Genomic DNA, 13,806 nt, shown 5'->3' with positions numbered 1-13,806 from the left:
GCGGGCGACCAGCGTCGGATACCCTTGCTGCCGATGACAGCTCGTTTCGACCTCATTGTCGTCGGCTCCGGATTCTTCGGCCTGACGATTGCCGAGCGCACGGCGACGCAGCTGAACAAGCGCGTGCTGGTACTGGACCGTCGACCCCACATCGGCGGGAACGCGTACTCGGAGGCCGAGCCCGACACCGGCATCGAGGTGCACAAATACGGTGCTCACCTCTTCCACACCTCGAACAAACGGGTGTGGGACTACGTGCGCCAGTTCACCGACTTCACCGGTTATCAGCACCGGGTCTTCGCCATGCACGACGGGCAGGCCTACCAGTTCCCGATGGGACTGGGCCTGGTGTCGCAGTTCTTCGGCAGGTACTTCAGTCCCGACGAGGCCCGCGCCCTGATCAAAGAGCAGGCCGCCGAGTTCGACACCGCGGTGGCGTCGAACTTCGAGGAGAAGGCCATCTCGCTGATCGGACGCCCGCTCTACGAGGCGTTCATGAAGCACTACACGGCGAAACAGTGGGAGACCGACCCCAAGAACCTGCCTGCGAGCAACATCACCCGGCTGCCCGTGCGCTACACATTCGACAACCGGTACTTCAACGACACCTATGAGGGCTTGCCGGTCGACGGGTACACCGCGTGGCTGCAGAACATGGCCGCCGACGATCGGATCGAGGTGCGTCTGGACACCGACTGGTTCGACGTACGCGACGAACTGCGCGCCGAGAGCCCCGACGCACCCGTGGTGTACACCGGCCCGCTGGACCGCTACTTCGACTATTCCGAGGGCCGGTTGGGTTGGCGCACTTTGGACTTCGAGCTCGAAGTGCTCGAAACCGGCGACTTTCAGGGCACACCGGTGATGAACTACAACGACGCCGACGTGCCCTACACCCGCATCCACGAGTTCCGGCACTTCCACCCCGAGCGGGAGTACCCGGACGACAAGACCGTGATCATGCGGGAGTACGGGCGATTCGCCAAGGACGACGACGAGCCCTACTACCCGATCAACACCCCCGACGACCGCGCGATGGTCGAGGCGTACCGCCGTCTGGCCAAGGAAGAGGCGTCGGGGGCCAAGGTGCTGTTCGGCGGCCGCCTCGGCACCTATCAGTACCTCGACATGCACATGGCCATCGCCAGCGCATTGAATATGTACGACAACACCCTCGCGCCGCACCTGCGTGACGGCGCTCCGCTTGCCGAACCTGGCACAGAAAGCAGCAGCGCATGAGTGACATCCCGTCCGGCGCACTCGACGCCGCCGAGGCATCCAAAGCCGTCAGCCCGCTGGCGCGCATCATCCTTCCCCGCCCTGGCGAACCGCTCGACGTCCGCAAGCTCTATATAGAGGAGTCGGACACCAACGCCCGCCGCGCCCACGCGCCCACGCGCACCACGCTGGAGATCGGCGCGGAGTCGGAGGTGTCGTTCGCGACGTACTTCAACGCGTTCCCGGCGAGCTACTGGCGCCGCTGGTCCACCCTCGAGTCGGTCGTGCTTCGCGTCGAACTCACCGGCAACGCCCGTGTCGACGTGTACAGGTCGAAGGCGACCGGCGCCCGCATCACCTTCGGCGGCGAAGAGGTGTCCAGCGCCGAAGGCGAAACCGCCTTCGTCGAATTCGAGATCGAGCTGTCGCCGTTCGAGGACGGCGGGTGGATCTGGTTCGACATCACCACCAACAGCAAGGTCACGGTGCACAGCGCGGGCTGGTATGCGCCGGTGCCCGCGCCCGGGCGTGCGAACATCGCCGTCGGAATCCCGACCTTCAACCGTCCGTCGGACTGCGTCAACGCCCTTGCCGCCCTGACGTCGGATCCGTTGGTGGACAAGGTGATCAGCGCGGTGATCGTGTCCGATCAGGGCACCAAGAAGGCCAAGGACCATCCTGGCTTCGAGGCGGTCGCCGCGGCCCTCGGTAGCCGGCTTTCGCTGCACAACCAGCCCAACCTCGGTGGCTCCGGCGGCTACAGCCGGGTGATGTACGAGGCACTGAAGAACACCGACTGCGAACAGATACTGTTCATGGACGACGACATCCGCGTCGAACCCGACTCGATCCTGCGGTTGCTGGCCCTGAACCGGTTCGCGAAGACCCCGACCCTGGTCGGTGGCCAGATGCTCAACCTGCAGGAGCCCAGCCACCTGCACGTGATGGGCGAGATGGTCGACGCCGAGAACTTCATGTGGACCGGCGCGGTCAACACCGAATACGACCACAACTTCGCCAAGTACGCGCTGAACGACGAAGAGGAATACCGCAGCAGGCTTCTGCACCGTCGTATCGATGTCGACTACAACGGCTGGTGGATGTGCATGATCCCGCGGCAGGTCGCCGAGGAACTCGGCCAGCCGCTGCCCCTGTTCATCAAGTGGGACGACGCCGACTACGGATTGCGCGCCGGTGAGCACGGCTATCCGACCGTCACGCTGCCCGGTGCCGCGATCTGGCACATGGCGTGGAGCGACAAGGACGACGCTATCGACTGGCAGGCGTACTTCCACCTTCGCAACCGGCTGGTTGTCGCGGCCATCCACTGGGACGGCAAGGTTTCCGGTCTGCTGGCGAGCCATCTGAAGGCGACAATCAAACACCTGCTTTGCCTTGAATATTCAACCGTCGCGATCCAGAACAAGGCGATGGACGACTTCCTGGCCGGGCCCGATCACATCTTCTCGATCCTGGAGTCCGCACTGCCGGACGTGCGCGCTCTGCGTCAGGAGTACCCCGACGCGGTGGTGCTGCCGAGCGCAACCGCGCTGCCGACGCCATCGGACAAGCGCTGGCGCAAGAAGGTCAACATCCCGACCAACCCGCTGTCGATTTCGGTGCGGCTGACCCGCGGGGTGCTGCACCAACTCAGGGCGCACGATCCCGAGCACCACGTGCGCCCGCAGATCAACGTCGCGACCCAGGATGCGCGCTGGTTCTCGCTGTGCAAGGTAGACGGCGTCACGGTCACCACCGCCGACGGTCGCGGTGTCGTGTACCGGCAACGCGATCGCGCGAAAATGGCTGAGCTGCTTCGTGAGTCGCTCAAACGACAGGTGGAGCTCGGCCGCAAGTTCAACCGCATGCGCAAGGTGTACCGCGAGGCGGTACCCGTGCTGACGAGCAAGCAGAAGTGGGAGACGGTCCTGCCGCCCGGGGACGATGGCTGACAATCCGCGTGGTGAGGAAGCCGCGCTGGTGGCCATCCAGTCCGCGCTCGCCGATCGGCCCGGCGTGCTGGCAGGCGCGCGGGCGCTTTCGCACTTCGGCGAACACAGCATCGGCTGGCTCTCCATCGCGGCGCTCGGCGCGCTGGCCCAACCCGCACGGCGGCGGGTCTGGATCAACGCCGGGGTCGGCACCTTCGCGGCCCACGCTGCCGCGGTGCTCATCAAGCGTGTGGTGCGCCGCGAACGCCCACACCACCCCGCGATCGCCGTGAACGTCGGCACGCCCAGCCGGCTGAGCTTCCCGTCGGCGCACGCGACATCCACCACCGCGGCGTCGATTCTGTTGGCCCGGGCCACCGGGCTGCCGTTGCCCGCGATCCTGGTCCCACCAATGGCGTTGTCGCGGTTGGTGCTCGGCGTGCATTACCCCAGTGACGTGCTCACCGGCGTGGCGGTCGGGGCCGCCGTCGCCAAGGCGGTCACCATGGTCACAGAGCGGGGCGAAGGAGTCCGATGAGCATCTCGAGCGAGAGCAGTGCAGAGAGTGCGACGCCGATGAGTCATGAGCCGGCGCCCGAGAAGGGTCCACCGCGCAATCTCGCCACCGGGGTGATCAAGGCGCTCCGGCCGCGGCAGTGGGTGAAGAACGTCCTGGTGTTCCTGGCTCCGGTCGCCGCGCTCGGCGATGACCGGTACACCTACGACTACCGCGAAGTCCTGATCCATGTGCTGCTGGCGTTCGTGGTGTTCAGCCTCGCCGCGTCGTGCATCTATCTGGTCAACGACGCCCGTGACGTCGAAGCGGACCGCGCGCACCCGACCAAGCGGTTCCGCCCGATCGCCGCGGGCGTGGTGCCCGAATGGCTGGCCTACACCCTGGCCGTGGTGCTCGGTGTTGCGTCGCTGGCGATTTCGTGGCTGGTGACGCCGAACCTGGCAATCGTGATCGCCATCTACATCGCGATCCAGCTGGCGTACTGCTTCGGGCTCAAGCATCAGCCCGTCATCGACATCTGCATCGTCTCGTCGGGCTTTCTGATCCGCGCCATCGCCGGTGGTGTGGCGGCCGATGTCCGGTTGTCGCAGTGGTTCCTGCTGGTGATGGCGTTCGGTTCGCTGTTCATGGCGGCAGGAAAGCGGTATGCCGAACTTCAGCTCGCAGAACGCACCGGCGCCAAGATCCGCAAGTCGCTGGAGAGTTACACCAGCTCCTATCTGCGCTTCGTGTGGACATTGTCGGCGACCGCAATGGTGGTCTGCTACAGCCTCTGGGCCTTCGAAAGGGACGGCGCCAACGCCGGATGGTTCGCGATAACCATCATCCCGATCACGGTTGCGATCCTGCGCTACGCCGTCGACGTCGACGGCGGCATGGCGGGAGAGCCCGAGGAGATCGCCCTGAAAGACCGGGTGCTGCAGCTCCTGCTCCTGGCGTGGATCGGAACCATCGGTGCCGCCGTCTTCCTCAGCTGAGCGGATGCGCTCCTCGGTCGCCGGTCGCGGTGGCTGGATTGACGATCTCGGTGACCGGCTGAAGCGGCTGCCTGCCTTCCCCTACGACATCACGGTCCGGGTGAGCCTGTGGACGAGCGTGATCGTCGTCGCGGCGCTGTTCGGCTGGGGTGCATGGGAGCGGCGCTGGATCGCCGACGACGGGCTCATCGTTCTGCGCACTGTCCGAAACCTCTTGGCGGGTAACGGCCCGGTCTTCAACGCAGGGGAGCGCGTCGAGGCGAACACGTCGACGATATGGACCTACCTGATCTACCTCGGCGCGTGGATCGGCGGCCCGGTGCGGATGGAGTACGTCGCGCTGTTTCTCGCGCTCACGCTGAGCGTGCTCGGTGTCGTGTTCGCGATGCTGGGGGCGGCGCGGCTGTACGCACCGAGCCTGCGGGGACGCCGGGCGTTGATGCTGCCCGCGGGCGTGCTGGTCTACATCGCCGTGCCGCCTGCCCGTGACTTCGCCACCTCGGGACTCGAAAACGGTTTGGTGCTGGCGTATCTCGGCCTGCTGTGGTGGATGATGGTGTGCTGGTCGCAGGCGTTGCGCGCCACCGGACCCACAGGACCGGCGATGCGCGGTGGTCCACCGACCATACGCAGGCAACCGTTCGGGCCGCCGCCGCAGCCACGCATCGCCAGCAAAACCTTCGACGCCGCAATGGCTTTCGTCGCAGGCTTGAGCGTGCTGGTTCGGCCCGAGCTGGCGCTGGTGGGCGGCCTCGCGTTGGTCATGATGTTGATCGCCGCCCGTGACTGGAGGCGTCGCGGTCTCATCGTCCTGGCGGGCGGCCTGGTGCCGGTGGCCTACGAGATCTTCCGAATGGGCTACTACGGCTTGCTGTTTCCCGGCACCGCGCTGGCCAAGGATGCCTCGGGCTCCAAGTGGTCACAGGGCTTCGTCTACCTCGCGAACTTCAACACGCCCTATCTGCTGTGGGCACCCGCGATCCTGCTCGCCGGCTTGGCGGCCGTGGTGATGGTGACCCGAGGACGCCCGTGGGGAATTCGGCATACGGTGACACCCGGCCACGGATGGCTGGCGCGGACCGTGCAGAGCCCGCAGGCCGTGGTGGGTTTCATGCTCGTCAGCGGATTGCTGCAAGCGCTGTACTGGATCCGTCAGGGCGGCGACTTCATGCACGGCCGGGTGCTGCTCACGCCGTTGTTCTGCATGCTGGCGCCCATCGCGGTGATTCCTCTGGTGCTGCCCGACGGAGCCCGAATGGCCCGTGGCGCAGGCTATTTGTTCGTCGGTGCCACGAGCCTGCTGTGGGCGTCCATCGCCGGTTGGTCACTGTGGGTGGCCAATTCGAACGGTATGGGCCCCGACGCGACCCGTGTGACGTACAGCGGCATCGTCGACGAGCGCCGGTTCTATTCACAGGCGACGGGCAACGCGCACCCGCTCACTGCCGCCGACTATCTCGACTACCCGCGAATGCGTGCGGTGATGACCGCGCTGAACAACACGCCTGATGGCGCACTGCTGTTGCCGTCGGGCAACTACGACCAGTGGGATGTGGTGCCCGCCATCCCGCCGCCGCCGGACGCACCGCGGGACACGCTCGGAAACGGCCCTCACACAGTGTTTTTCACCAACCTCGGCATGCTGGGGATGAACGTCGGCCTCGACGTCCGGGTGATAGATCAGATCGGACTGGCGAACCCGCTCGCCGCACACACCGCACGCCTCGACGACGGCCGCATCGGTCACGACAAGAACCTGTTCCCGGACTGGGCGGTGGCCGAGGGGCCGTTCCTCAAGACCCGGCCGTTCATTCCTGCCTACCTCGACGAGGACTGGATCGCACAGGCCGAGGCGGCGCTGAAGTGTCCGTCGACCGACGCGATGCTCAACGCTGTCCGCGGCGAGATGGGTCCACGCCGGTTTCTGTCGAATCTGTTACACGCGTACCAATTAACGCAGTACCGCATCGATCGGGTGCCCCTCTACGAGCTGGAACGCTGCGGTCTTGACGTGCCCGAGTCGAGGGGCGAGCCCTACACCGGCATGCCGGCCACGGGGCCCTAACCACCGGTAACGCGGTCCGCGAGTCGGGCGATACACAGGTCGCGGGAACCGCCGTTCAACCGGCGCCTCACTGACGAACGGATGGTAAGAGCTGTGCGAACCTGGCTTCGCCGCGCGATCGCGACGTGCGCCGCGGTCCTGACGATGCCTGCCATCGCTGTTGTGTCCAACGTCACACCGACGGCGAATGCGTTCTCCCGCGAGGGCCTTCCGGTCGAATACCTCGACGTGTACTCGACGGCGATGGGCCGCAACGTTCGCGTGCAGTTCCAGCCCGCGACCAGACCTGCACCCGCGTCGGCTGCGATACCCGGTGCGAAGGCCGTGTATCTGCTCGACGGCATGCGTGCACGCGACGACTACAACGGCTGGGACATCGAGACCGCGGCGTTCGAGTGGTTCTTCGATTCCGGTGTCGCCACGGTCATGCCCGTCGGCGGGCAGTCCAGTTTCTACAGCGACTGGTATTCGCCCTCGAACTTCAACAACCAGCCCTATACCTACAAATGGGAGACGTTCCTCACCAGCGAGCTCCCCACGTGGCTGGCCGCGAACAGGCAGGTCTCCATGACCGGCAACGGCGTCGTCGGACTATCGATGTCCGGCGGTCCGGCGCTCATTCTTTCGGCTTACCATCCTGCACAATTCCGTTACGCCGCATCGCTTTCCGGCTTCCTGAATCCGTCGGCGACATTCATGCAGCAGGCGATCCGTGTCGCGATGATCGACGCGGGCGGCTACAACGTCGACAACATGTGGGGCGCTCCGTGGGATAACGCCTGGAAGCGCAACGACCCGATCCGCCAGGTTTCGCGCATCGTCGCCAACGGCACGCGCCTCTGGATTTACTGCGCACCGGGCGGCTCGACCCCGCTCGACGTGCGCGCCGATCCGAATCAGGCATTCAGCGCCAACAGCCTCGAGTCGATGGCTCTGAAGAGCAATGTGGACTTCCGATCGGCCTATGAAGAGGCCGGGGGCAACAATGCGACTTTCGAGTTTCCGCCCGCGGGAAATCACGCGTGGCCGTACTGGGGAGCACAGTTACAAGCCCTCAAACCAGACCTGATCGCAACACTCAACAGCTAAGGAGCGACCAGGGACGATACACGCCGAATAGAGCTTCCACAGCGAGTTGTGGTTGACTGCAACGGCAACGCGGCAGGGTCCATGAGACATGTTCCGCGTGCGGCATACGACAGATGGGATAGAAGAAGCATGAAGTTCGTTGGCAAAATCCGGGGCGCGTGGGTGCGCCGGCTCGCGGCTGTGGCCTTCGCGGCCGCCGTGCTGCCCGCCCTCATCGGCGCCGTCGGAGGCTCGGCGACTGCTGGGGCTTTCTCTCGTCCGGGTCTGCCGGTCGAGTACCTGATGGTTCCGTCCGCAGGCATGGGACACGACATCAAGGTCCAGTTCCAGAACGGCGGGCCCAACGCGCCCGGCGTCTACCTGCTGGACGGCCTGCGTGCGCAGGATGACTTCAACGGCTGGGACATCAACACCCCGGCATTCGAGTGGTACGTCGACTCCGGTCTCGCCACGATCATGCCGGTCGGTGGACAGTCGAGCTTCTACTCCGACTGGTACAAGCCGGCGTGCGGCAAGGCGGGCTGCTCCACCTACAAGTGGGAGACCTTCCTGACCCAGGAGCTTCCGGCTTACCTGGCCGCGAACAAGGGCGTGAACCCGAACCGCAACGCGGCGGTGGGTTTGTCGATGGCCGGTTCGGCCGCCATGACGCTGTCCATCTACTACCCGCAGCAGTTCCAGTACGCGGCCTCGCTTTCGGGCTTCCTGAACCTGTCCGAGGGCTGGTGGCCGATGCTGGTCAACACCTCGATGGGTGACGCGGGCGGCTACAAGTCCAAGGACATGTGGGGCGACTCGAGCGACCCGGCGTGGAAGCGCAATGACCCGATGGTCAACATCGACCAGCTGGTCGCCAACGGCACCCGCATCTGGGTGTACTGCGGTAACGGCAAGCCCGCCGACATCAACGGCAGCGGTGTCGCGGCAGGCGACAACTTCAACGCGAAGTTCCTCGAGAGCTTCACGCTGCGGACGAACAAGACGTTCCAGGAGAACTACATCGCCGCAGGCGGTAAGAACGGCGTGTTCAACTTCCCCGAGGCTGGTACGCACAGCTGGGAGTACTGGGGTCAGCAGCTGCAGCAGATGAAGCCGGACATCCAGCGTGTGCTGGGTGCCACCCCGCAGCCGTCCACCCCGATCGGTGGGCCTGCGCCTGCCGAGGGTGCACCTGTGGCCCAGCCGGCATCGGCTGAGACCGAGCAGTCGGGCGGCTAATTAACCCACTCGTCGGAAACGGCGGGGAAACGACATAGTCGGCGGCGGCGATCCTTCAGGGTCGCCGCCGTCGGTCATTTCCGGAGCGCCCCGTCATGCTGGTGTGATTGACTTCTCGCGCGGAGACAGGCGACGAGCGTGAGGTGGGGCAGTTGATGCGTGGCGTAATCCGGATAGTGCTGACCGTGGTGGTGGCTGCGGGTTTGTGGACCGCGGGAACATCGGTGGCGCCGACCGCCAAGGCCGACGTCGAGATGCTGATGGTGCCGTCCGCGGCGATGGGCCGCGACATCCCCGTCGCATTCTCCGGTGGTGGCCCGCACGCCGTCGTCCTGCTCGACGCCTTCAACGCCGCCCCCGACGTCAGTAATTGGGTGACGGCGGGCAATGCGATGAACACGCTCGGCGGCCAGGGCATCTCGATAGCCGCGCCCGCCAGTGGCGCATGGAGCATGTACACCAACTGGGAGCAGGACGGCAGCAAGCAGTGGGAGACGTTCCTGGCGACCGAGCTGCCGAACTGGCTGGCCGCCAACAAGGGCCTGGCACCCGGCGGTCACGGCATCGTCGGCGCCTCCCAGGGCGGGTTCGGTGCGATGGCCATGGCCACCTTCCACCCGGACCGCTACCGCTTCGCCGGATCTCTCTCGGGATTCCTGGCCCCTGAGCGCACCGGGGTCGACGGCGCCATCACCGCCGGTTTACAGCAGTTCGGCAACGCGGATGTCCGCAACATGTGGGGCTTGCCACAGTTGGGCCGCTGGAAGTGGCACTCGCCGAACGTCCACGTGCAGCTTCTTTCCGACAACAACACCCGCTTGTGGGTGTACAGCCCGACGTCCGGCGGCTGCGATGTGCCCGCGATGATCGGCTACTGCGATATCGCCGCAGGCACGAACAAGGAGTTCTACCAGCACTACCGCTCCGTCGGCGGTCACAACGGTCACTTCGACTTCCCGGCCGCCGGCGGCAATGACTGGGGCACCTGGAGTGGGCAGCTGGCCGCGATGTCGGGCGATCTGGTTGCCACGATCGCCTAGCAGCGACAGGCGGGGCAGCGAATAAGCCGGCCCGCACTCTCAGGTTCCCCTGACTATCAGCCGGTACCTTGGAACCGTGCAGCTATCGGTGTGGCGACGGGTCGGTTCGGCCTCGCGCACGGGATGGTTGGCAACCTCAGCAACAACCCTGTTGGTAGCTTCGGTCCCCGCCCTGGTGACCGGATGCTCCGGTGACGACGTCATGGCGACCATGGGCATGCCCACGTCCGAGACGGCGACCGCGCACGGCGAGTCCAGCGCGGCACCGGGACCGGTCGCGGCAGGCGGGCAGTCGAACGCGCTGGTGGTGACGGCGCAACAACGCGAGTATCTGCACGCACTGACCGCCGCCGGAGTGAAGCCGTCGAGCGACCTGGCGGCACTGTCGATCGGGTCCTATGTGTGTCAGGCCCGCGCCGCCAAACAGAACGACCAGGCGGTATGGGATTTCGTGCTGCCGTTGGTGCGAAGCGACGTTCGGGACGGTCGCCTATCCTCGATTGCGCCGACGAGCGCTGACGTCGACTCAGCCACCTCCGACTACATTCGCATCGCGACCGAGCGACTCTGCTAGTCGCGGTCGACGAGCACACATATCACCGCACGCAAGGAGTAGTAGAAACCCATGTCCAAGACCACACGGCGGAAACGTCACCGCATCCTGGGTCTCGTCGCGGCGGTCGCGGTCTCCCTCGTCGTCGTGCTGGTCGTGGTGCTCGTATGGGTCTGGCAGCGATCGCCGGACACCCCACCGGGTGCGGTCCCGCCCACCGCGGTGCCGGGAGGCATACCGCCGACGGGTAAGAAGCCAAGGCCCGAGTTTCAGGACGCCAGCTGTCCCGACGTGCAGATGATCTCGATTCCCGGCACCTGGGAGTCGTCGCCTCAGCTCGACCCGTTGAACCCGACGCAGTTCCCGATCGCGCTGCTCCTCAACGTCACCAACCCGCTCCGCCAGCAGTTCGACGCGGGCCGGCTGGAGATCTACACGGTTCCCTACACCGCGCAGTTCCACAATCCGTTCGCCGCGGACAAGCAGATGTCCTACAACCAGAGCCGCGCCGAGGGCTTCGATGCCACGGTGCGCGCGATGACGGACATGAACAACCGCTGCCCGCTGACCAGCTACGTGCTGGTCGGCTTCTCGCAGGGCGCGGTGATTGCCGGCGACATGGCCAGCGACATCGGCAACGGCCGGGGCCCGGTCGACGAGGACCTGGTTCTCGGGGTGGCGTTGATCGCCGACGGCCGCCGTCAAACGGGCGTCGGGCAGGACGTCGGACCCAATGCGCCGGGACAGGGTGCCGAGATCACTCTGGACGAGGTACCGATGCTCAACGAGCTCGGCCTGGATATGACCGGGCCGCGGTCGGGCGGATTCGGGATGCTCAACAACCGCACCTACGAGATATGCGCGACGGGTGACCTGATCTGCTCCGCGCCCGAGTCGGCGTTCAACATCACCCAACTGCCCAAGACGCTCGAGGTGCTCAGCGGTGGTGCGGGACAGCCGATCCACGCGATGTACAACACGCCGCAGTTCTGGAATCTGGACGGTGCCCCTGCCCCGCAGTGGACACTGGGATGGGCGCAGAACGTGATCAATAACGCTCCGCACCCAAAACATGGCTGACCTGTAACCGCAGGGATTTGGACTGCGTCCACTGGTCGCCTAACATTAAGAGATAACTAAGAGCGAGATCAGTCGGCTATCGCGAATGCACTGGTCAGAGCGCCTAAACCGGTGAGCGCCGACTCCCCGGTACGATCTTGGGGTTTAGGGTTGCTCGGCGACCCGGCGCCGCCACCTCACGCCGACTGATGTGGGCTTCGACAGGAGAGTGAGAATGGGCTTTCACAACCCGTTCCTGAAAGACGGACTGATCAAGTTCCCCGACAACGGCAGCGTGGTCAAGCACGTCGAGAAGTGGGCGAAGGTCCGTGGGGACAAGGTCGCTTATCGGTTCATCGACTTCTCCGTCGAGCGCGACGGTGTGGAGCGCGACCTGAACTGGGCGGATTTCGGCGCGCGCAACCGTGCGGTCGCCGCCCGTCTGCAGCAAGTCACCGAACCCGGCGACCGGATCGCCATCCTGTGCCCTCAGAATCTCGACTACGTCGTCGCGATGTACGGGACGCTTTATTCGGGCCGGATCGCGGTGCCGCTGTTCGACCCCTCGGAGCCCGGCCACGTCGGACGGTTGCACGCCGTGCTCGACGACTGCCGGCCGTCGGCCATTCTGACCACCACGGACTCCGCCGAGGGTGTCCGCAAGTTCTTCCGTAGCCGTCCCGCCAAGGAGCGCCCGCGCGTCATCGCGGTCGACGCCGTGCCTGCCGAGGTCGGCGCCACCTGGGTGCCTGTCGACGTCAGCGCCGACACGATCGCCTACCTGCAGTACACGTCCGGATCGACCCGCATCCCGACCGGCGTGCAGATCACCCACCTCAACCTGGCCACCAACATCGTCCAGATCATCGAAGCGCTCGACGGCGAAGAGGGCGACCGCGGTCTGTCGTGGCTGCCGTTCTTCCACGACATGGGGCTGATCACGGCCATGTTGGCGCCGATGCTCGGGCACTACATCACCTTCATGACCCCCGCGGCGTTCGTGCGCAGGCCCGGTCGATGGATCCGGGAGATGTCCCGCAAGCCCGACGACACCGGTGGCGTGATCTCGGTGGCCCCGAACTTCGCGTTCGATCACGCGGCGGCCCGGGGGCTGCCCAAGGACGACGAACCGCCACTGGACCTGTCGGTCGTCAAGTGCATCCTCAACGGCAGCGAGCCGATCTCGGCGGCGACCGTGCACAGGTTCAACGAGGCGTTCGCACCGCACGGCTTCAAACCGCAGGCCATCAAGCCGTCCTACGGATTGGCGGAGGCGACGCTGTTCGTGTCGACGACGCCGATGGGTGATCACCCGAGGATCGTCTCCGTGGATCGGGATGCGCTGAACACCGGCAGCTTCGTCGAAGTCGATCCCGAATCGCCGAGCGCCGTCGCGCAGGCCGGCGCGGGCAAGATCGGCGTGGCCGAATGGGCCGTCATCGTCGACGCGGAGACCGCCACCGAGCTGCCCGACGGACAGATCGGTGAGGTCTGGATCAGCGGCCAGAACATGGGCACCGGTTACTGGGGTAAGCCGCAGGAGACGGTCGAGACATTCCAGAACATCCTCAAGTCGCGCACCAATCCTTCGCATGCCGAAGGGGCCACCGACGACGCCACATGGGTGCGCACCGGAGATCTCGGCGCGTACCACGACGGCGAGTTGTTCATCACCGGCCGGGTGAAGGATCTGGTGATCGTCGACGGTCGAAATCACTATCCGCAGGACCTCGAATACTCCGCGCAGGAGGCCACCAAGGCGCTGCGCGTCGGGTTCGTGGCGGCGTTCTCCGTGCCCGCCAACCAGCTGCCCGACGAGGTTTTCGACAACGCGCACGCAGGGCTCAAGCGCGATCCCGGTGACAGCTCGGAGCAGCTGGTGATCGTCGGCGAGCGGGCACCGGGCGCGCACAAGCTGGAGATGGCCCCGATCGTCGATGACATCCGCGCCGCCATCGCGGTGCGTCACGGTGTCACGGTGCGCGACGTCCTGCTGACCGCGGCAGGTGCGATTCCGCGTACCTCCAGCGGCAAGATCGGCAGACGGGCCTGTCGCGCAGCGTATCTGGACGGCACGCTGCGCAGCGGCAAGGTCGCCAACGACTTCCCCGACGAGACAGACTGACACTGACTAACCTG

Annotated in this window: 11 protein-coding genes; all 11 read left to right on the top strand. The window is 65.7% G+C overall.

The window, feature by feature from the left end; all coding sequences use genetic code 11:
- Positions 1-24 precede the first annotated feature (24 nt).
- The 11 genes from glf (at position 25) to fadD32 (ending at position 13,792) form a co-directional block, all read left to right on the top strand.
- Positions 25-1,239 carry a UDP-galactopyranose mutase gene (gene glf, locus AB4Z42_RS13710; RefSeq protein ID WP_442009733.1) on the top strand — a complete coding sequence of 405 codons (1,215 nt, stop codon included), beginning with the start codon at positions 25-27 and terminating at the stop codon, positions 1,237-1,239.
- On the top strand, positions 1,236-3,170 hold the full coding sequence (locus tag AB4Z42_RS13705; protein WP_442009732.1) for a glycosyltransferase: 1,935 nt from the start codon (positions 1,236-1,238) through the stop codon (positions 3,168-3,170). Before glf ends, AB4Z42_RS13705 begins: the two co-directional genes overlap by 4 nt.
- Complete coding sequence (locus AB4Z42_RS13700) at positions 3,163-3,687, top strand: phosphatase PAP2 family protein (protein WP_442009731.1); 525 nt, start codon at positions 3,163-3,165, stop codon at positions 3,685-3,687. Before AB4Z42_RS13705 ends, AB4Z42_RS13700 begins: the two co-directional genes overlap by 8 nt.
- A gap of 38 nt (positions 3,688-3,725) precedes the next feature.
- Positions 3,726-4,643, top strand: a complete 918-nt coding sequence (locus AB4Z42_RS13695) for a decaprenyl-phosphate phosphoribosyltransferase (RefSeq protein ID WP_442010039.1) — start codon at positions 3,726-3,728, stop codon at positions 4,641-4,643.
- Between the two features lie 4 nt (positions 4,644-4,647).
- Positions 4,648-6,708: a flagellar motor control protein ZomB gene (gene zomB, locus AB4Z42_RS13690; RefSeq protein WP_442009730.1), complete on the top strand. Its 2,061-nt coding sequence runs from the start codon at positions 4,648-4,650 to the stop codon at positions 6,706-6,708.
- Between the two features lie 81 nt (positions 6,709-6,789).
- On the top strand, positions 6,790-7,797 hold the full coding sequence (locus tag AB4Z42_RS13685; RefSeq protein ID WP_442009729.1) for an alpha/beta hydrolase: 1,008 nt from the start codon (positions 6,790-6,792) through the stop codon (positions 7,795-7,797).
- A gap of 129 nt (positions 7,798-7,926) precedes the next feature.
- Positions 7,927-9,015, top strand: coding sequence for an esterase family protein (locus AB4Z42_RS13680; protein WP_442009728.1), 1,089 nt, complete (start codon positions 7,927-7,929; stop codon positions 9,013-9,015).
- Between the two features lie 155 nt (positions 9,016-9,170).
- Positions 9,171-10,055 (top strand): alpha/beta hydrolase-fold protein, encoded by an 885-nt coding sequence (locus tag AB4Z42_RS13675; protein WP_442010038.1) that lies wholly within the window; start codon positions 9,171-9,173, stop codon positions 10,053-10,055.
- Between the two features lie 76 nt (positions 10,056-10,131).
- Complete coding sequence (locus AB4Z42_RS13670; protein ID WP_442009727.1) at positions 10,132-10,629, top strand: DUF732 domain-containing protein; 498 nt, start codon at positions 10,132-10,134, stop codon at positions 10,627-10,629.
- Positions 10,630-10,680: 51 nt separating this feature from the next.
- Entirely contained in the window at positions 10,681-11,688 is a 1,008-nt protein-coding gene (gene culp6, locus AB4Z42_RS13665) for a carboxylesterase Culp6 (protein WP_442009726.1), read from the top strand.
- Positions 11,689-11,902: 214 nt separating this feature from the next.
- Positions 11,903-13,792: a long-chain-fatty-acid--AMP ligase FadD32 gene (gene fadD32, locus AB4Z42_RS13660; protein ID WP_442009725.1), complete on the top strand. Its 1,890-nt coding sequence runs from the start codon at positions 11,903-11,905 to the stop codon at positions 13,790-13,792.
- The last annotated feature ends 14 nt before the right edge of the window (positions 13,793-13,806 follow it).

The organism is Mycobacterium sp. 2YAF39, assembly GCF_052114565.1.
Classification (GTDB): Bacteria; Actinomycetota; Actinomycetes; order Mycobacteriales; family Mycobacteriaceae; genus Mycobacterium.
The sequence above is the reverse complement of the archived record's forward strand: the minus strand, read 5'-3'. Positions and strand labels throughout refer to the sequence as shown.